This window comes from Rhizobacter sp. P5_A1 (genome assembly GCF_056400745.1).
In genome coordinates this window covers 35563-53141 of record NZ_JBFUKR010000012.1, presented here as the reverse complement: position 1 = coordinate 53141, position 17579 = coordinate 35563, and the positions used below count along the sequence as shown (strand labels likewise).

Below are 17579 nucleotides of genomic sequence, written 5' to 3'. Positions count from 1 at the left end.
GCCAACGGCGCCGATCCGGCTGAACGGTGCGACTGCAGCTGCTCTCCGACCTGCACCTCGAGACGGAGGTCTTCGAGCCGACGCCGGCGCCGGACGCCGAGCTGCTCGTGCTCGCCGGCGACATCGACAGCACCTGGGCCGGGCTCGAGAAGTTTCGCGGCTGGCCGGTGCCGGCACTGTTCGTCGCCGGCAACCACGAGTTCGACGAGCGCGAGCTGACGCAGGCCTGGCCCGCACTGCGCGAACGCTGCGCCGAGCTCGGCATCCGCCTGCTCGAATGCGAAAGCCTCGTCGTGCCGGACCGGGACGGCCTGCGCGTGCGCATCGTCGCGACGACACGCTGGAGCGACTTCGATCTGTTCGGCGCGGCGCAGCGCGAGCGCGCCATGCGCGCCGGCGGCTACTTCGTCAGGATCATGCGGGCCACGCGCCACGGGCAGCCGCTGGACGCTGCAGCGGTGCGCGACGAAGCGCTGGTCTGCGGCGACTGGCTGCGCGCCGAGCTGATGCGGCCCCGGGCCGGCTGGGACAAGACCATTGTGATCACCCACTTCGCGCCGAGCCTACGAAGCGCGGATCCTCGTTACGGCAAGCAGCCCGGCACCGCGAGCTTCTGCAATTCCGACGACGACCTGCTGCCGCGCGCCGATCTGTGGATCCACGGTCATCTGCATTGCCAGCACGATTACCTTGTGCCGCATGCGACGGGCGCGACGCGCGTCGTCTGCAACCCGCGCGGCCACGCGCACAAGGGCGAGGCCGACGCGCATCGGCCGCGGCTGGTGCTGGAAGTTTGACCTGGGGGCCCGGGGCGCGGGCAGCCGGTTGGCTCAGAGGCCGGAGCGCCTCGTCAGTCGATGCTCCCACGGCAGCGACGACGGCGCCGGCAGCGCGCCGCGCGCGAGCGGCGGCGGGTCGCCGATCGGGCCGAAGCTCGCGTCCAGCCCGAAGGCCGTGCCCATGTCGGCGGGGTCGTCCGCGCCGGCACGCGGCTCATCGGCCTTCGCTCTTGTCAGCGTCGACCACCATGAAAGACCTGTGGACCAGTTCATCGCGACCTCCCGCGTGACCTTGTGATGTATCCAAGTGTGCGCCCGTTGCCGGTGCTGGATACGTTGAACTGGGGCCTAACTCGGTCGCACTTGGCACCGTTGGCGTGCGCGTGTTGCACTTCGTTGCAAGCGCGACGCACCGATCCCGCCGACAGAGGATGGCGCGATGCCTGCTTGCCGCCTATCGTTGCCTGGCATGCCGGCCGTTTGCGCCGGTGCCGTCGACAGGGAGCTCACGATGATCGGGACACGTGCGACGCTGGTCTGGGGCACGACCGCGGCGGCCATCGCCAGCGCGGCGCTGCTGGCTTCCAGCGGCGCCAGCGGGCCTCGCGTCGCCAACCTCGTCAACGACGTGATGCGGGCGCGCCCCGCGCTGAGCGCGCGCGCCGGGGCGCCGGGCCTGCCGGCTGCAGCGAGCACGGCGACGGTCGACCCCACGCGCTGAGTGCCGGCGAACGCCGCTGGCATCGGGTCTAATTCGCGCTGCAGCCCAGGGCTTGCGGCCGGTGGCCGCGGCGGGGCTTTCACCCCAACCGAAGGATCCGACATGTACTCCGACGTCAAGCTTTTCATCAACGGTGAATGGACCACCGGCGCCTCGGGCAAGAGCGAACCGATCGTCAACCCGGCCACCGGCCAGGTCATCGCGCGCCTCGCGCACGCCGGCGGCGCCGACCTCGACGAAGCGCTGCACGCCGCCGACAAGGGCTTCAAGGCCTGGCGCAAGGTCTCGGGCTTCGAGCGCTCGAAGCTGCTGCGCAAGGCCGGCGAGATCATCCGCAGCCGCGCCGACGCGATCGCGCAGCTGATGACGCAGGAGCAGGGCAAGCCGCTCGCCGAGGCGAAGATGGAAACGCTGCTGGCAGGCGACATCATGGATTGGTTCGCCGAAGAAGCGCGCCGCACCTATGGCCGCATCGTTCCGGCGCGCGCCGAGGGCGTGATGCAGCTGGTCGTCAAGGAGCCGGTCGGCCCGGTCGCCGCGTTCACGCCCTGGAACTTCCCGATCAACCAGGCGGTGCGCAAGGTCTCGGCCGCGCTGGCCGCCGGCTGCTCGGTGATCCTGAAGGGGCCGGAAGAGACGCCGGCGAGCGTCGCGGCGCTGGTCCAGGCCTATGTCGACGCCGGCCTGCCGCCCGGCGTGCTGAACCTCGTGTTCGGCGTGCCGTCGGAGATCTCCGAATACCTGATCCCGAACCCGGTGATCCGCAAGATCACCTTCACCGGCTCGACGCCGGTCGGCAAGAAGCTCGCCGCGCTCGCCGGCCAGCACATGAAGCGCATCACGATGGAGCTCGGCGGCCACGCGCCGGCGATCGTGTTTGGCGACGCCGATGTCGAGACCGCGGTCAAGCAGCTCGCCGCGTCGAAGTTCCGCAACGCCGGTCAGGTCTGCATCGCGCCGACCCGCTTCCTGGTGCATGAATCGGTGTACGAGCGCTTCGTCGACGGCTTCGTGAAGGCCGCGAGCGCGCTCAAGGTCGGCGACGGCCTCGACCCCGCGTCGCGCATGGGCGCGCTCGCGAACTCGCGCCGCGTCGAGGCGATGCAGATGTTCGTCGACGACGCCGTCGCGAAGGGCGCGAAACTGCTGACCGGCGGCAAGCGCATCGGCACGGTCGGCAACTTCTTCGAGCCGACGGTGCTCGGCCACGTGCCGGCCGGCGCCCGCATCATGAGCGAGGAGCCCTTCGGCCCGATCGCGCCGATCGTGCCGTTCGGCAGCTTCGACGAGGTCGTCGCCGAGGCGAACCGGCTGCCGTTCGGCTTGGCCGCCTACGCCTACTCGCGCTCGTCGAAGACCGTCACCGCGATCGGCGCCGCACTCGAAAGCGGCATGGTGACGATCAACCACGTCGGCTTCGCGCTGCCCGAGCTGCCGTTCGGCGGCATGAAGGACTCGGGCTACGGCTCGGAAGGCGGCACCGAAGCGATCGAAGCGTATCTCAACACCAAGCTCGTCACGCAGCTCGGCGTGGAGTGAGGCTCAGGGCCCGGCCACGTACCTGTTGCCGTTGGCCTTGTAGCGCGCCACCGACTTCTTCAGGTCGGTGTATTCCTCGCACGGCAGGGTGCAGACCTTGTCGAGCGTGGCCAGGCGCTGCTCGGCCTTGCCCAGATCGCCGGTGATCAGGTACAGCTCGCCCGAGTATTCGAGCGCGCCGCGGTGCTTCGGATCGAGACGCAGCGCCTCGTCGTAGTACTTCTCGGCGCCCGCGTAGTCGGGCGTTGCGCCCTTGCGCAAGCTGTAGCCCATCAGGTTGTTCCAGTCGGCGCTGCCGGTCTGGTTGACGCGCTGCAACTCGCCGACTGCGGCGCTCCATTTCTTCTGCGCTATCAGCGCGCGTGCCGAGCTCAGCGTATCGGGCTTGGCCGGCGCCGCGTCATCGGCGCCCCAGGCCGGGCTCGTCAGGGCGATCGCCAGCACCAGGCCGGCGGCGGTGGTCACGCGAATGCGCATGGCATCGATCTCCTCGGGCAAAGGTGCGAGAGCCTCTCACCAATGCACGCGCGGCGCAAGCGGCCAGCGGCTTCGTCAGTAGAATCGCGCCCCCGCCCTCTCGCCGTCGCCGGCTCCCGATCATGTTTTGCGCCATCGACTTCGGCACCTCCAATTCGGCCATCGCCATTCCCGACACCAACGCCGGCATGCGCCTGGTCGAGCTCGAACCGGGCCACGCGGCGATGCCGACCGCGGTCTTCTACTTCGTCGAAGGGCCCGAACTCGACGGCCCGCCGCGCGCGTTCGGCCGCGCCGCGATCGCCGCGTATGTCGACGGCCTCGACGGCCGGCTGATGCGCTCGATGAAGAGCATCCTCGGCAGCAACCTGATCGACCAGACGACCGACGTCGGCGGCGGCCGCGGCGTGAAATACCTCGACATCGTCGCCGGCTATCTGAAGCACCTGAAGGGCCGCGCCGAGGCGCAGGTCGGCGCGCGGATCCACCGCGCGGTGCTCGGGCGGCCGGTGTTCTTCGTCGACGACGATCCGGTGCGCGACGCGCAAGCCCAGGCGGCGCTCGAGGCGGCGGCGCGCCAGGTCGGCTTCGACGACGTGCAGTTTCAGTACGAGCCGATCGCCGCGGCATTCGACTACGAGCGCAGCGTCGATCGCGAGCAGGTCGTGCTGGTCGCCGACATCGGCGGCGGCACCTCCGACTTCTCGGTCGTGCGCGTCGGCCCGCAACATGCGGCCAGGCTCGACCGCAAGGGCGACATCCTCGCGAACCATGGCGTGCACGTCGCCGGGACGGACTTCGACCGGCGCATCGAGCTCGCGGCAATCCTGCCCGAGTACGGCTACGGCGCCTATGGCCCGAGCGTGGCCGGCGCACCGGCGCGCGAGGTGCCGAGCGGCGTCTACTTCGATCTGGCGACCTGGCACCTGATCAACACGGTCTACAGCCCCGGGCGCGTCGCCGAGCTGCGCAGCATGCGCGGCTTCTACGGCAACCCGGTTCATTACGAGCGGCTGATGGTGGTCGTCAGCGAACGCCTCGGCCACGAGCTGATGGCGCGTGCCGAGGGCGCGAAGATCGCGGTTGCCGATGGCGGCGCGACGCGCATCGACCTGAGCCACACCGAGCGTCACCTCGCCGCCGCGCTGACCGAACAGCAGGCCGCCTGCGCGATCGATGCCGACATCGAACGCATCGTCGACGCGGCGCGCGCCGCCGCCGCGCAAGCCGGGCTGGCGCCGGCACAGATCGACGCGCTCTACTTCACCGGCGGCTCGACCGGCCTGCGGCTGCTCGCGGACCGCATCGCCGCGGCGTTTCCGACGGCGCGAATCGCGCGCGGCGACCGCTTCGCGAGCGTCGTGACCGGGCTCGGGCTGCACGCGCAGCGCTGGTTCGACCGGTAGACGGAACCCTCAGCCCGCGGCGAGGACCGCCGCCATCGCGACGGCCGTCGCCTCGACGTTCGAGCTGTTCAGCCCCGCCACGCAGATGCGCCCCGAGCGCACCATGTAGACGCCGTGCGTCTCGCGCAGCGCATCGACCTGCGCGGCGCTCAGGCCGGTGTAGCTGAACATGCCGCGCTGCGTCAGGAAGTAGTCGAAGTCGCGGCCCGGCACCTTGGCGACGAGCACGCCGTGCAGCTTCTTGCGCATGGCCAGGATGCGCTCGCGCATCGCGCCGAGCTCACGCTCCCAGTTGCCGCGCAGCTCGGGATCGGTCAGCACGGTCGCGACGATCTGACCGCCGTGGATCGGCGGGCTCGAGTAGTTGCGGCGCACCGTGAACTTCATCTGGCCCAGCACCAGCGCGGCCTGGCGCGCGTCGGGGCAGACGACGCTGAGGGCGCCGCAGCGTTCGCCGTACACGCTCATGCTCTTCGAGAACGAGTTCGCGATGAAGAAGCTGATGCCGGCGCTCGCGAGCGCGCGCGCCGCGAACGCGTCGGCCTCGATGCCGTCGCCGAAGCCCTGGTAGGCGAGATCGAGGTACGGGATCAGCTCGCGTTCGCGCAGCACCGGGATCAGCGCCTCCCACTGCGCGCGCGTCAGGTCGACACCGGTCGGGTTGTGGCAGCAGGCGTGCAGCAGCACGATGCTGCGCGCCGGCAGCCCGCGCAGCACCGCAAGCATCGCATCGAAGTTCAGGCCGCCGGTGGCGGCGTCGTAGTACGGGTAGGTGTTGACCGTCAACCCGGCGCCTTCGAACATCGAGCGGTGGTTGTCCCAGCTCGGGTCGCTGATCCAGACCTGGCTGCCGGGAAAATAGCGCGCCAGAAAGTCGGCACCGACCTTCAGCCCGCCGCTCGAGCCGACCGACTGGATCGTCGCGACGCGGCCGGAGCGCACCGCCTCATGGTCGGCGCCGAACAGCAGCGCCTGCACGGCGCCGCGGAAGTTCGCCGCGCCCTCGATCGGCAGATACGGCTTCGGGCCGTTCTTCGCGACGACGGCCGCCTCGGCGCGCCGGATCGATTCCATCACCGGAATGCGCCCGGCATCGTCGAAGTAGATGCCGATGCTCAGGTTGATCTTGTTCGGCCGCGGGTCTTTCTGGAAGTCCTCGTTCAGGCTCAAGATCGGATCGCCGGCGAAGGGGGGAATGTGTTCGAACATGGTGCTCTCGTGGGTCGCGTGCTGCTGCGCAGCGGGGTCAGTGGATCGTGTCTCGGGCCGCGAGGGCCGCTTCGATGTCGCCTTGGATCGACTCGGGCTTGTCGGTCGGCGCGTAGCGTTTGAGCACCTTGCCGTCGCGGCCGATCAGGAACTTCGTGAAGTTCCACTTCACCGATTTGCTGCCGAGGAGGCCCGGCGCCTCGCGGGTCAACCACTGCCACAGCGGATGCGCCTCGACGCCATTGACCTTGACCTTGCTCATCATCGGGAAGCTCACGCCGTAGTTGAGCTGGCAGAACGACGCGATCTCGGCGTCGCTGCCCGGATCCTGGGCGCCGAACTCGTTGCTCGGGAAGCCGATCACGACGAGGCCGCGGTCGCGATACGCTTCCCACAGCGATTCGAGCCCGGCGAACTGCGGCGTGAAACCGCATGCGCTCGCGGTGTTGACGATCAGCATCACCTTGCCGCGCTGGGTCGACAGCTGCGCCGGCTTGCCGTCGATCGACAGGGCCTCGAAGTCGTAGATGCTGTTCGGCGATGTCGGCATGGTGTCTCCGGGGTGTGCCGCAAAGACGCGGTCGTGTGCAATCGTACCGCCGGGCTCGCCGCACCCCCGGAGCCGGCGCTTGACGCTGCGCCGCCCCGGCGTCGAACATGGCTCGCCGCGGTGCTTTGCGCTGCGCCGCCCACGACCCAGGAGCGCCGACGATGCCTGCTTCCACGCCCGACAAATCGAGACGCCCCGGCGGCAATGGTCCGTCCACGCTCCCCGCCGAGCTCGACGCGCTCGCGACGCCCTTCGATCTGCGCGGCAGCGTCGACCTGCTGCTCGACGACATCGGCGCGCCGCCGCCCGCGACATCGTCGGCGCCGTCCACGCTGGCCGGACAGCGCAGCGCGCACCGCGCCGCGCGGGCGACCCGCCGCAGCGGTGGCGGCCGCGCGGTGCTGGTCGTCGACAGCAGCGCGATCGCGCGCAAGTTCCTGATGCAGCGGCTCGAGGGTCTGGGCTACCAGGTGCACGGTGCCGAGAGCGGCGAACAGGCGCTCGCGATGATCGGGCAGCAGGCGTTCGCGATCGTGTTCCTCGAATTCGTGCTCGGGCCGGCGCACGCGCTGGACGGCCTCGGCCTGTGTCAGGCGATCAAGCAGAAGACCGACCACCCGCGCGGTCTCGTGCCCGCGGTGATGATCGTGACCGGCCGCGTCGGTTCGTCGGACCGCGTGCGCGGCTCGCTCGCCGGTTGCGACGCCTACCTGACCAAGCCGCTCGCCGAGGCGGTTTTCGTCGCCGCGCTGGCCGACGTCGACCCGCTGTTCAAGTAGCGCTCGACGGGTCGGGCAGCGCGTCCCAGACGAACTCGGTCGCGCCCAGGTCGAAGGTCGCGACACCGGGCGTGCACATCGGCAAGGTCAGCAGCAGATCGCCGGCGGGCGAGAACACCTTGCTGCCGCCGAGGTCGGCCTGAAACGGCGAGTCGTCCGGCAAGTTCAACGCCCTCGGCCAGTTGTTCTGCACCAGCCATGCCCTTTGCTGCCGCGCGAGTTGCTGCGCCAGTTGAGCGATGTCGACGCCGTCGTCTTCGGGCGCGCGACCCAGAAGCCCCGGCCAGAAGATCAGCTCCGCGGCCTCAGCCGGCAGGTGATGACGAACCAGCAGCAGGTCCTCGATTTCGCGGCACAGCACCGCGCTGGTCTTGCGACCCTGCAGCACCGAGACGGGCCGGCCCCGGCCGCCGTGGAAGAAGGTCGCTTCGGCGACCGTCAGCCCCGTCTTGTCGACCTGCCCGACGATCTCGCCGCGCTCGTCGATGTGCAGATAGCTGTTGTAGATCGCGCCGCCGGCCGGCGCGAAGGTCGGCGCGCCGACCGCGCAGGCCATCCCGAGGGCCCGGCATTGCGCCTGGATCCGCCCGATCGCCGGCCCGACCTTCTCGGGCACCGCCTCGGCGCGGATCTGGCGGTGGAAGCCGGTCACCGCGAGCTCGGAGAAGACGCAGATCGCAGCGCCCCGGTCCGACGCCCGCTGCATCGCCGTCTCGATGACGGCCAGGTTGGCCTCGGTCGTCCACTGCATCGGCGCCTGCGCGATCGCCACGCGAAGTGCGCTCAATGCTTGTCGCTCCGCGCGATGGCCAGCAGGTGATCGAGCTCCTCGCGGTACTTCACGCGGTTCGAGCGGTGCCAGCGGTAGATCAGCCACATCGTCCCGGCGACGACGGCGCCGAACAGCGCGATCGCCATGAACGCCGACAGGCCGAATTTCGTCATGCCGGTGTAGAACGCGCCGAGACCGAGGATGCAGGCCTGCTCGTTGAAGTTCTGCACCGCGATCGAGCGGCCGGCGCCCATCAGGTTCGCGCCGCGGTGCTGCAGCAGCGCATTCATCGGCACGACCATGTAGCCGCCGATCGCACCGAGGACGACCAGGAACGGCGCCGCGACCCAGACGTTCGTGATCGCGTTCAGCCCGATCACCAGCAGGCCCAGCGCGATGCCCAGCGGGATCACGCTGGTCGCCTGGTCGAGCCGCATGCGCAGCGACGCGACGATCGCACCCGCCGCGGTGCCGATCACGACGACCGCGACCAGCGAGGTCGCCTGTGTCGTCGTGTAGCCGAGCGCCACGGTGGCCCATGCGAACACGATGATGCGCAGGTTGCCCGAGACGCCCCAGAACAGCGTCGTCGTCGCGAGCGAGATCTGGCCGAGCTTGTCGGTCCACAGGCGCGCGTTGCAGCTCGAGAAGTCGCGCATCAGGCCCATCACGCCGTGCGCGACCGGCTGCAGCGGCGCGTCGGTGCGCGGGATGCGCAGGTTGAACATCGCGGCGATCGCGTACAGGAACACGATCAGCGCGATCGCCGATTCGGGTGCGGTCGAGATGCCGGTGTCGATCATCGGCACGTCGATCCCGAGCAGGTGACGCGACACCACCGGCCCGATCAGCTGACCGCCGAGCGCGATGCCCAGGATGATCGACATGATCGTCAGCCCCTCGATCCAGCCGTTCGCCTTCACGAGCTGCGAGTTCGGCAGCAGCTCGGTCAGGATGCCGTACTTCGCCGGCGAGTACGCTGCGGCGCCGAGCCCGACGATCGCGTAGGCCACCAGCGGGTGGCCGCCGAACAGCATCAGCAGACAGCCGACGACCTTGATGCCGTTCGCGAGGAACATCACCTTGCCCTTCGGCACCGCATCGGCGAAGGCCCCGAGGAACGGCGCGAGGATCACGTAGAACAGCGCGAACATCGGCCCGAGCGCCGGGATGTTCCACGACGGCGCGTTCGTGGTCTTCAGCATCTCGATCGCGGCGACGAGCAGCGCGTTGTCCGCCAGCGAGCTGAAGAACTGCGCCGACATGATCGTATAGAAGCCTTTTTTCATGCGCGCGGCGGCTGCGGTTCGGGCGGGAGGGGTGGCGGGAGCATCTGCGGGATTGTCGCCGCAGCCGCGGCACGCTAAGGGGCCCCCAGGCGGACGCCGGGTTAGCCCTCGGTTTGCGGTGTCAATGCGTCTCGCGCCGGGCGATCGCCAGCAGGTGCTGCAGCTCGTCGTGGTGCTTGACGCCGTTCGAGCGGTGCCAGCGCAGCACCAGCCCCATCGTCGTCGCCACCAGCAGCCCGAACAGCGCGACCGCGGCGATCACCGACAGGCCGAGCCGCGTCGTGCCGATGTAGAACGCCGCGAAGCCGAGGATACAGGCCTGCTCGTTGAAGTTCTGCACCGCGAGCGAGCGGCCGGCGCCCATCAGGTTCGCGCCGCGGTGGTAAAGCAGCGCGTTCATCGGCACGACCAGGTAGCCGCCGATGCCGCCGAGCACGAGCAGGAAGGGCGCCGCGGCCCAGGGGCTGTCGATCAGGCTCAGCCCGATCACCAGCAGCCCCATCGCGATGCCGAGCGGGATCACCGCGGTGGCGTTCTCGAGCCGCACCCGCATCGACGCGGCGACCGCGCCCGCCGCGGTGCCGACCGCGAGCACGACGACCAGCGCCGAGGTCTGCGAGGTCGTGTAGCCCAGCGCCACCGCGGCCCACGCGAACACGATGTTCTTCAGGTTCGCCGAGGCGCCCCAGAACAGCGTCGTCGTCGCCAGCGAAATCTGGCCGAGCTTGTCGGCCCACAGCCGCGCGTTGCAGTCGACGAAGTCGCGCACCAGGCCGCGCACGCCGTGCGCGATCGGCTGCAGCGGCGCGTCGGTGCGCGGGATGCGCAGGTTCAGCAGCGCCGCGATCACGTACAGCAGCATCAGCACGACCAGCGCCGATTCGGGCGCGGTGGTGATGCCGGTGTCGAAGATCGGCAGGTCGAGCGAGAGCAGGTGGCGCGAGGCCGTCGGACCGACCAGCAGCCCGCCGCAGCTCAGGCCGAGCAGGATCGACACGATCGTCAGCCCCTCGATCCAGCCGTTCGCCTTGACCAGCTGCGAGGCCGGCAGCAGCTCGATCACGATGCCGTACTTGGCGGGCGAGTACGCGGCGGCGCCGAGCCCGACGACCGCGTACGCGAGCAGCGGGTTCACCCCCGCCAGCATCAGCAGGCAGCCGATCATCTTCACGCTGTTCGCCGCGAGCATGACCTTGCCCTTCGGCAGCGCATCGGCGAAGGCGCCGAGAAACGGCGCGAGCAGCACATAGAACAGCGCCAGCATCGGCGCCAGCCACGCGACGCGCGAGGCCATGTTGTTGGCGCGGAGCATTTCGAGCGCGACCACGCCGAGTGCCGTGTCGGCCAGCGCACTGAAGAACTGCGCCGCCATGATCGTGGAGAAGCCCTTCTTCATCGGCGCTTCGCGGGATGTCGCCGGGCCGTCATGTGGGTGCGCATGTGTCTCCTTGGCGAGCGGCGTTATAGCACGCGGTCCGCGACGGGGTCGCGCTGGCAGAATCGGCGCATGCCGCGCCCCATCGAAGCCATCATCCACACCGAAGCGCTCGCGCACAACCTCGCCCGGGCCCGCGCCGCGGCGCCCGAGGCGAAAGTCTGGGCGGTCGTCAAGGCGAACGCCTACGGCCACGGGATCGAGCGTGCGTATGCCGGCCTGAAGGGCGCCGACGGCTTCGCGCTGCTCGACCTGGCCGAGGCCGAGCGCATCCGCGCGCTCGGCTGGCGCGGCCCGGTGCTGCTGCTCGAAGGCTGCTTCGATGCGCGCGACCTCGAACTCTGCTCGCGCCTGAACCTGTGGCACACGATCCACCACGAGGCGCAGATCGACTGGCTCGCGGCGCACAAGACGCACCACCCGCACCAGGTCTTCCTGAAGATGAACAGCGGCATGAACCGGCTCGGCTTCCGCCCCGGGGCCTACGCGCATGCGTGGCGGCGCCTCAGCGGGCTGACGCAGGTCGAGAGCGTCGCGCTGATGACGCATTTGTCCGACGCCGACGGCAGCCGCGGCATCGCGCACCAGCTCGCGGTCTTCGAAGCGGCGACGCGCGAACTCCCCGGCGAGCGCACGCTCGCGAACAGCGCCGCGACGCTGCGCTTCGCAGCGCAGTTCGACAGCGTGCGCGGCGACTGGGTGCGCCCCGGCATCCTGGTCTACGGCTCGTCGCCCGACCACCCGCAGAACACGATCGCCGACTGGGGCCTGCAGCCGACGATGAGCCTGCGCGCGCAGGTCATCGCCACGCAAGACCTGCGCGCCGGCGAGCAGGTCGGCTACGGCAGCCGTTTCACCGCCGAGCACGACATGCGCCTCGGCGTGATCGCCTGCGGCTACGCCGACGGCTACCCGCGCGTCGTGCCCGACGGCACGCCGGTGCTGATCGGCGACGCGCGCACGCGGCTCGTCGGCCGCGTCTCGATGGACATGATCACGATCGACCTGACCGACGCGCCCGACGCGCAGGTCGGCAGCGTCGCAACCCTCTGGGGCACGAGCCCGGGCGGCGCGGTGCTGCCGATCGACGAGATCGCGCAGGCCGCCGGCACGGTCGGCTACGAGCTGATGTGCGCGCTGGCAAAGCGCGTGCCGACGCACGCTGATCCTTCATGAGCCGCGACGCCGGCGCGTACGCGCGGCCGTGCCGCGCGTTCTTCGCCGACCGCGAACCCGCGGCGCACTGAGCAGCGCTCGCGATGCCGACCGTCGACGAGCGCGAGGTCGAGTTCCACGCGATCCGCGCGCAGGGCGCCGGCGGGCAGAACGTCAACAAGGTCTCGAGCGCGGTGCACCTGCGCTTCGACATCCGCGCCTCGTCGCTGCCCGACGAGATCAAGCAGCGCCTGCTCGAACGGCGCGACCAGCGCATCAGCGCCGAAGGTGTCATCGTGATCAAGGCGCAGACCAGCCGCAGCCAGGACATGAACCGCGCCGATGCGATGCAGCGGCTGCAGGCGCTGGTCGATGCGGTCGCGGTGCCGCCGAAGGCGCGCCGCGCGACGAAGCCGACGCACGGCTCGAAGCAACGCCGGCTCGAAGGCAAGGGCATCCGTGCGGTGATCAAGGCCGGGCGCGGCAAGGTCCACGAATGACCGCGGCGGGGTGATGGCGCGTGCGTTCACGCGCACCGGCGTCTATAGTTCCTTGCATGAGGCCCGCCAACGCAATCTGGTGCGGACTGGCCCTGTTGCTGGGCCTGGCTGGCGTGGCCGTCGCGCAGGCCCCGGCGGCTGCGGCCGCGACCCCCGTCGTCGTGATCGGCATCGACGGCGCGATCGGCGCGGCCAGCGCCGATCACCTGCACCGCGCGCTGGCCCAGGCCGCGAAGGTGCACGCGCAGCTCGCGGTGTTGCAACTCGACACGCCCGGCGGCCTCGACACCGCGATGCGCAGCATCATCAAGGACATCCTCGCGTCGAACGTGCCGGTCGCGGTGTTCGTCGCGCCGAACGGCGCGCGTGCGGCGAGCGCCGGCACCTACATCCTCTATGCGAGCCACATCGCCGCGATGGCGCCGGCCTCGAACCTCGGCGCCGCGACGCCCGTCGCGCTGGGCATGCCCGGCGTGCCGAACCCGGCCGAGGCCCCACCGGCGAGCGGCGCGGCATCGGGCGCGACCGCCGCCCCCGATACGATGAGCGCGAAGCGCAACGCCGACGCCGCGGCCTACCTGCGCAGCCTCGCGCAGCTGCGCGGGCGCAATGCCGAGTGGGCCGAGCGGGCGGTGCGCGAATCGGTCAGCCTCGCCGCGCCGGATGCGCTCAAGCTCGGCGTGATCGACCTCGTCGCGCAGGACGTGGCCGATCTGCTGCGCCAGCTCGACGGCCGCGAGCTGCGCGTCGCCGGTGGCCGCGCCGTGCGGCTCGCGACCGCCCATGCGCCGCTGATCGCGATCGAGGCCGATTGGCGCAGCCGGCTGCTCGCGGTCGTCGCCGACCCGAACATGGCGCTGATCCTGATGATGATCGGCATCTACGGGCTGCTGTTCGAGTTCGCGAACCCCGGCTTCGTGCTGCCCGGCGTGGCCGGCGCGATCAGCCTCGTGCTCGCGCTGTTCGCGCTGCAGATGCTGCCGGTCAACTACGCCGGCCTGGCGCTGATCCTGCTCGGCATCGCCTTCTTCATCGCCGAGGCCTTCGTGCCGAGCTACGGCACGCTCGGCCTCGGCGGCGTGGTCGCGTTCGCGTCCGGCGCGGTGCTGCTGATCGACAGCGAGGCGCCCGGCTTCGGCGTCTCGCCGGTGCTGATCGCGGTGCTGACCGCGGGCTCGGCGGCGTTCATCGTCGGCGTCGCCGGCATGGCCGCGAAGGCGCGCCGGCGTCCGGTCGTCAGCGGCACGCCGGCGCTGCTCGGCACGACCGGCGAGCTGGTCGAGTTCGCGAGCGGCGAAGGTTGGGCGCTCGTGCACGGCGAGAACTGGAAGGTGCACGGCAGCGCCGGGCTGCGAGCCGGCGACCGGGTCCGCGTGATCGGCACGCACGGTGCGCTGCTCGAGGTCGGCCCGGATCCCAGCGCCGCGCCGGGCGTGGGCACAGGCGCCGAGCGGCGCAGCATCCGGCGACAAGGAGCGGGCTCATGATCGGCGACATCGGCTTCGGCTTCGGCGCGCTTCTGGTCCTGCTGCTCGCGCTGCTCGCGACCTCGTTGCGCGTGCTGCGCGAGTACGAGCGCGCCGTCGTGTTCCAGCTCGGCCGCTTCTGGAAGGTCAAGGGCCCGGGCCTGGTGATCCTGATCCCGGGCATCCAGCAGATGGTGCGGGTCGGGCTGCGCGTCGTCGTGATGGACATCCCGAGCCAGGACGTGATCTCGCGCGACAACGTCTCGGTCAAGGTCAACGCGGTGCTGTACTTCCGCGTCGTCGACCCCGAGAAGGCGATCATCCAGGTCGAGCGCTACCTCGAGGCGACCAGCCAGCTCGCGCAGACGACCTTGCGCGCTGTGCTCGGCAAGCACGACCTCGACGACATGCTCTCGGAGCGCGAGCGCCTGAACCTCGACATCCAGAAGATCCTCGAAGCGCAGACCGCGAGCTGGGGCATCAAGGTCACGAACGTCGAGATCAAGCACGTCGATCTGAACGACACGATGATCCGCGCGATCGCGCGCCAGGCCGAGGCCGAACGCGAACGCCGCGCGAAGGTGATCCACGCCGAGGGCGAGCTGCAGGCCTCGCACAAGCTCGCCGAGGCCGCGCAGGTGCTCGCGCGCGAGCCGCAGGCGCTGCAGCTGCGCTACCTCGAGACGCTGACCGTGATCGCCGCCGACAAGAACTCGACCATCGTGTTCCCGCTGCCGCTGGACATCGTCGGCCCGCTGCTGAAGCAGGCGCTGAAAGACTGAGAGGTCATGCCATGAAGAGCGTTGCGCAGATCCTCGCCACCAAGCCGACCCACACGGTCCACGCGATCGCACCGACCGCCAGCGTGTTGGAAGCCGCCGCACTGATGGAGCGCCACAACATCGGCGCGCTGATGGTGCTCGACGGCGAGCACGTCGCCGGCATCGTCAGCGAGCGCGACCTCGCGCGCAAGATGATCGTCAGCGGACGCTCGCCGAAGGACACGCCGGTGCGCGACATCATGCAGGCCAAGGTGCGTGTCGTGCACACCAGCCACACCAACGAGGACTGCATGGCGCTGATGACCGACAAGCGCTTGCGCCACCTGCCGGTGCTCGACGAGGGCAAGCTCGTCGGCCTGATCTCGATCGGCGACCTGGTGAAGGACATCATCTCGGAGCAGCAGTTCATCATCGAGCAGCTCGAGCACTACATCGCCGGAGAGCGGGGCTGAGCTCGGCTCACTCGACGAACAGCAGCGCGGGACACTCGAGCAGCCCGCGCAGCGCCTGCACGAACTGCGCGGCGTGCATCCCGTCGACGACACGGTGATCGAACGACGACGACAGGTTCATCATCTGGCGCGCGACGATCGCGCCGTCGCGGATCACCGGCCGCGTGACGATGCGGTTGACGCCGACGATCGCGACCTCGGGGTGGTTGATCACCGGCGTCGAGACGATGCCGCCGAGCGCACCCAGGCTGGTCAGCGTGATCGTCGAGCCGCTGAGTTCGTCGCGCAGCGCCTTGCCCGAGCGCGCGGCCTCGGCGAGGCGCGCGATCTCGGCCGCGTTGCCCCACAGGTCGCGCGTGTCGGCGTCGCGCAGCACCGGCACCATCAACCCGGCATCGGTCTGCGTCGCGATGCCCAGATGCACCGCGGCGACGCGCGTGACGACGCCAGCTTCGTCGTCGAAGCGCGCGTTGATCTGCGGGAACTCGCGGCAGCCCAGCACGATCGCGCGCGCCAGCAGCGGCAGCAGGGTCAGGCGGCCGCGGGCGGCGCCATGCAGCGCGTTCAGGCGCGCGCGCAGCGCCTCGAGCTCGGTCACGTCGATCTCTTCGACGTAGGTGAAGTGCGGGATGCGACGTTTCGACTCCTGCATCTTCTGCGCGATCTTGCGGCGCAGCCCGGTGATGCGCAGCGGCTCGTCGGCGCGCGCTGCCGGCGACACGGGAGAGCCGGCGCTTCGCGGCACGCCAACCGCACCCGGCGTGCCGCGCGCCGCGTGCGCGTCCAGATCGGCGTTCATGATGCGGCCGCCCGGGCCGCTGCCGGTGACGCGGTGCAGGTCGATGCCGAGCTCCCAGGCCCGCCGCCGCAGCGCCGGCGACGCGATCGGACGATCGACTATGGCCGTCGGAGTGGCCGGTATGGATGGGGTCGACACGGCGATGCGCGGCGTCGGTGCCGGGGCCGCCGCTCGCACGACCGGCAACGGTGGCGGCGCCGGCGCCGCCACGGCCGCACCCTGCCCCGCGACCTCGATCCGAATCAGCTCCGCGCCGACCGCCAGCACCTGGCCGACCTCGCCGCCGAGTGCGAGCACCGTGCCGACGACCGGCGACGGGATCTCGACCGTCGCCTTGTCGGTCATCACGTCGGCGAGGATCTGGTCTTCGACCACCGCATCGCCCGGCTGCACGCGCCACGCGACGAGCTCGACCTCGGCGATGCCTTCGCCGATGTCGGGCATCTTGATCACGTGCGCGCTCATCACGCCTCCATCGCGCGCAGCAGCGCGGCGCCGACGCGCGCCGGGCCGGGAAAGTAGGCCCACTCGAGCGCGTGCGGGTAGGGCGTGTCCCAACCGGTCACGCGCTCGATCGGCGCTTCGAGGTGATAGAAGCAATGCTCCTGCACGAGCGCGGCGAGTTCGGCACCGAAGCCGCTGGTGCGCGTCGCCTCGTGCACGATCACGCAGCGCCCCGTCTTCCTGACCGACTCGACGATCGCCGCGAGGTCGAGCGGCCACAGGCTGCGCAGGTCGATGATCTCGGCGTCGATGCCGGTCTCGTTTGCGGCGGCCGCGCTGACGAAGACCATCGTGCCGTACGTCAGCACCGTCAGCGCGGCGCCGGCGCGGAACACCGACGCCGATTCGAGCGGCACGCGGTAGTGGCCCTCGGGCACCTCCGCGCGCGCATGGCCGGTCCACGACACGACGGGCCGGTCGTGATGGCCGTCGAACGGCCCGTTGTACAGGCGCTTCGGCTCGAGAAAGATCACCGGGTCGTCGCACTCGATCGCCGCGATCAGCAGGCCCTTCGCGTCGTACGGGTTCGACGGCATCACGGTGCGCAGCCCGCAGACGTGCGTGAACAGCGCCTCCGGGCTCTGGCTGTGCGTCTGGCCGCCATAGATGCCGCCGCCGCAGGGCATGCGGATCGTGATCGGCGCGCTGAAGTCGCCGACCGAGCGGTAGCGCAGCCGCGCCGCCTCGGAGACGATCTGGTCCGAGGCCGGGTAGAAGTAGTCGGCGAACTGGATCTCGGCGACCGGGCGCAGCCCGTACGCGCCCATGCCGACCGCCGCCCCGACGATGCCGCCCTCGGAGATCGGCGTGTCAAACACGCGCGCGCGGCCGTACTTCGCCTGCAGCCCTTCGGTGCAGCGGAACACGCCGCCGAAGTAGCCGACGTCCTGGCCGAACACGACGACGTTCGGATCGCGTTCGAGCATCACGTCCATCGCGGAGCGCAGCGCCTGGATCATCGTCAT

19 protein-coding genes are annotated in these 17579 nt (G+C 70.4%); 10 read left to right on the top strand and 9 right to left on the bottom strand.

The window, feature by feature from the left end; translation table 11 throughout:
* Window positions 1–26: 26 nt before the first annotated feature.
* Window positions 27–797: a metallophosphoesterase gene (locus AC1DTW_RS14905; protein ID WP_477981992.1), complete on the top strand. Its 771-nt coding sequence runs from the start codon at window positions 27–29 to the stop codon at window positions 795–797.
* Between the two features lie 33 nt (window positions 798–830).
* Here AC1DTW_RS14905 and AC1DTW_RS14900 read toward each other — a convergent pair whose 3' ends face one another.
* Window positions 831–1052, bottom strand: a complete 222-nt coding sequence (locus AC1DTW_RS14900) for a hypothetical protein (protein WP_477981991.1) — start codon at window positions 1050–1052, stop codon at window positions 831–833.
* Window positions 1053–1290: 238 nt separating this feature from the next.
* On the opposite strand from AC1DTW_RS14900, the gene AC1DTW_RS14895 reads away from it, so the two are divergent.
* Entirely contained in the window at window positions 1291–1500 is a 210-nt protein-coding gene (locus AC1DTW_RS14895) for a hypothetical protein (RefSeq protein WP_477981990.1), read from the top strand.
* Between the two features lie 102 nt (window positions 1501–1602).
* Window positions 1603–3039 carry an NAD-dependent succinate-semialdehyde dehydrogenase gene (locus tag AC1DTW_RS14890; RefSeq protein WP_477981989.1) on the top strand — a complete coding sequence of 479 codons (1437 nt, stop codon included), beginning with the start codon at window positions 1603–1605 and terminating at the stop codon, window positions 3037–3039.
* 3 nt (window positions 3040–3042) lie between these two features.
* Here AC1DTW_RS14890 and AC1DTW_RS14885 read toward each other — a convergent pair whose 3' ends face one another.
* Window positions 3043–3516, bottom strand: coding sequence for a tetratricopeptide repeat protein (locus AC1DTW_RS14885; RefSeq protein ID WP_477981988.1), 474 nt, complete (start codon window positions 3514–3516; stop codon window positions 3043–3045).
* A gap of 122 nt (window positions 3517–3638) precedes the next feature.
* Here AC1DTW_RS14885 and AC1DTW_RS14880 point away from each other — a divergent pair, with 122 nt between their 5' ends.
* Window positions 3639–4922 (top strand): Hsp70 family protein, encoded by a 1284-nt coding sequence (locus tag AC1DTW_RS14880; RefSeq protein WP_477981986.1) that lies wholly within the window; start codon window positions 3639–3641, stop codon window positions 4920–4922.
* Window positions 4923–4931: 9 nt separating this feature from the next.
* On the opposite strand, the gene AC1DTW_RS14875 is transcribed toward AC1DTW_RS14880, so the two are convergent.
* Complete coding sequence (locus tag AC1DTW_RS14875; RefSeq protein WP_477981984.1) at window positions 4932–6131, bottom strand: amino acid aminotransferase; 1200 nt, start codon at window positions 6129–6131, stop codon at window positions 4932–4934.
* 37 nt (window positions 6132–6168) lie between these two features.
* Entirely contained in the window at window positions 6169–6681 is a 513-nt protein-coding gene (locus tag AC1DTW_RS14870; RefSeq protein ID WP_477981983.1) for a glutathione peroxidase, read from the bottom strand.
* 161 nt (window positions 6682–6842) lie between these two features.
* On the opposite strand from AC1DTW_RS14870, the gene AC1DTW_RS14865 reads away from it, so the two are divergent.
* A complete protein-coding gene (locus AC1DTW_RS14865; protein WP_477981982.1) occupies window positions 6843–7460 on the top strand; it encodes a response regulator in 618 nt (205 codons plus the stop codon).
* On the opposite strand, the gene AC1DTW_RS14860 is transcribed toward AC1DTW_RS14865, so the two are convergent.
* The 3 genes from AC1DTW_RS14860 to lplT (AC1DTW_RS14850) all read right to left on the bottom strand — a co-directional run bounded on the left by AC1DTW_RS14860 (window position 7453) and on the right by lplT (AC1DTW_RS14850) (window position 10917).
* Window positions 7453–8247 carry a carbon-nitrogen hydrolase family protein gene (locus AC1DTW_RS14860; RefSeq protein WP_477981981.1) on the bottom strand — a complete coding sequence of 265 codons (795 nt, stop codon included), beginning with the start codon at window positions 8245–8247 and terminating at the stop codon, window positions 7453–7455. The two genes, AC1DTW_RS14865 and AC1DTW_RS14860, sit on opposite strands and share 8 nt — an antisense overlap.
* Entirely contained in the window at window positions 8244–9521 is a 1278-nt protein-coding gene (lplT, locus tag AC1DTW_RS14855; RefSeq protein WP_477981980.1) for a lysophospholipid transporter LplT, read from the bottom strand. Before lplT (AC1DTW_RS14855) ends, AC1DTW_RS14860 begins: the two co-directional genes overlap by 4 nt.
* Before the next feature lie 121 nt (window positions 9522–9642).
* Window positions 9643–10917 (bottom strand): lysophospholipid transporter LplT, encoded by a 1275-nt coding sequence (lplT, locus tag AC1DTW_RS14850; RefSeq protein WP_477981979.1) that lies wholly within the window; start codon window positions 10915–10917, stop codon window positions 9643–9645.
* Between the two features lie 111 nt (window positions 10918–11028).
* On the opposite strand from lplT (AC1DTW_RS14850), the gene alr reads away from it, so the two are divergent.
* From alr to AC1DTW_RS14825, 5 genes are all read left to right on the top strand, one after another.
* Window positions 11029–12132: an alanine racemase gene (gene alr, locus AC1DTW_RS14845; protein WP_477981978.1), complete on the top strand. Its 1104-nt coding sequence runs from the start codon at window positions 11029–11031 to the stop codon at window positions 12130–12132.
* Window positions 12133–12215: 83 nt separating this feature from the next.
* Entirely contained in the window at window positions 12216–12611 is a 396-nt protein-coding gene (arfB, locus tag AC1DTW_RS14840; protein ID WP_477981977.1) for an alternative ribosome rescue aminoacyl-tRNA hydrolase ArfB, read from the top strand.
* A gap of 56 nt (window positions 12612–12667) precedes the next feature.
* Entirely contained in the window at window positions 12668–14098 is a 1431-nt protein-coding gene (locus AC1DTW_RS14835; RefSeq protein ID WP_477981976.1) for an NfeD family protein, read from the top strand.
* Window positions 14095–14859: a slipin family protein gene (locus tag AC1DTW_RS14830; RefSeq protein ID WP_477981975.1), complete on the top strand. Its 765-nt coding sequence runs from the start codon at window positions 14095–14097 to the stop codon at window positions 14857–14859. The genes AC1DTW_RS14835 and AC1DTW_RS14830 overlap by 4 nt, the downstream gene beginning before the upstream one ends.
* 11 nt (window positions 14860–14870) lie before the next feature.
* On the top strand, window positions 14871–15311 hold the full coding sequence (locus tag AC1DTW_RS14825) for a CBS domain-containing protein (RefSeq protein ID WP_477981973.1): 441 nt from the start codon (window positions 14871–14873) through the stop codon (window positions 15309–15311).
* Window positions 15312–15318: 7 nt separating this feature from the next.
* Here the strand turns inward: AC1DTW_RS14825 and AC1DTW_RS14820 are convergent, their stop codons facing one another.
* Together AC1DTW_RS14820 and AC1DTW_RS14815 are read right to left on the bottom strand one after the other, a co-directional pair.
* A complete protein-coding gene (locus AC1DTW_RS14820) occupies window positions 15319–16575 on the bottom strand; it encodes a dihydrolipoamide acetyltransferase family protein (protein ID WP_477981972.1) in 1257 nt (418 codons plus the stop codon).
* Window positions 16575–17579, bottom strand: a complete 1005-nt coding sequence (locus AC1DTW_RS14815; RefSeq protein WP_477982104.1) for an alpha-ketoacid dehydrogenase subunit beta — start codon at window positions 17577–17579, stop codon at window positions 16575–16577. The genes AC1DTW_RS14820 and AC1DTW_RS14815 overlap by 1 nt, the downstream gene beginning before the upstream one ends.

Excerpts from the sequence above, each read along its gene's own strand:
- alr (WP_477981978.1), top strand. The coding sequence starts at position 11,029 with ATGCCGCGCCCCATCGAAGCCATCATCCACACCGAAGCGCTCGCGCAC.
- AC1DTW_RS14825 (WP_477981973.1), top strand. The coding sequence starts at position 14,871 with ATGAAGAGCGTTGCGCAGATCCTCGCCACCAAGCCGACCCACACGGTC.
- AC1DTW_RS14880 (WP_477981986.1), top strand. The coding sequence starts at position 3,639 with ATGTTTTGCGCCATCGACTTCGGCACCTCCAATTCGGCCATCGCCATT.
- AC1DTW_RS14900 (WP_477981991.1), bottom strand. The coding sequence starts at position 1,052 with ATGAACTGGTCCACAGGTCTTTCATGGTGGTCGACGCTGACAAGAGCG.
- lplT (WP_477981980.1), bottom strand. The coding sequence starts at position 9,521 with ATGAAAAAAGGCTTCTATACGATCATGTCGGCGCAGTTCTTCAGCTCG.
- AC1DTW_RS14875 (WP_477981984.1), bottom strand. The coding sequence starts at position 6,131 with ATGTTCGAACACATTCCCCCCTTCGCCGGCGATCCGATCTTGAGCCTG.
- AC1DTW_RS14815 (WP_477982104.1), bottom strand. The coding sequence starts at position 17,579 with ATGACGATGATCCAGGCGCTGCGCTCCGCGATGGACGTGATGCTCGAA.
- AC1DTW_RS14865 (WP_477981982.1), top strand. The coding sequence starts at position 6,843 with ATGCCTGCTTCCACGCCCGACAAATCGAGACGCCCCGGCGGCAATGGT.
- AC1DTW_RS14890 (WP_477981989.1), top strand. The coding sequence starts at position 1,603 with ATGTACTCCGACGTCAAGCTTTTCATCAACGGTGAATGGACCACCGGC.
- arfB (WP_477981977.1), top strand. The coding sequence starts at position 12,216 with ATGCCGACCGTCGACGAGCGCGAGGTCGAGTTCCACGCGATCCGCGCG.
- AC1DTW_RS14830 (WP_477981975.1), top strand. The coding sequence starts at position 14,095 with ATGATCGGCGACATCGGCTTCGGCTTCGGCGCGCTTCTGGTCCTGCTG.
- AC1DTW_RS14835 (WP_477981976.1), top strand. The coding sequence starts at position 12,668 with ATGAGGCCCGCCAACGCAATCTGGTGCGGACTGGCCCTGTTGCTGGGC.
- AC1DTW_RS14820 (WP_477981972.1), bottom strand. The coding sequence starts at position 16,575 with ATGAGCGCGCACGTGATCAAGATGCCCGACATCGGCGAAGGCATCGCC.
- AC1DTW_RS14870 (WP_477981983.1), bottom strand. The coding sequence starts at position 6,681 with ATGCCGACATCGCCGAACAGCATCTACGACTTCGAGGCCCTGTCGATC.
- AC1DTW_RS14895 (WP_477981990.1), top strand. The coding sequence starts at position 1,291 with ATGATCGGGACACGTGCGACGCTGGTCTGGGGCACGACCGCGGCGGCC.
- AC1DTW_RS14885 (WP_477981988.1), bottom strand. The coding sequence starts at position 3,516 with ATGCGCATTCGCGTGACCACCGCCGCCGGCCTGGTGCTGGCGATCGCC.
- lplT (WP_477981979.1), bottom strand. The coding sequence starts at position 10,917 with ATGAAGAAGGGCTTCTCCACGATCATGGCGGCGCAGTTCTTCAGTGCG.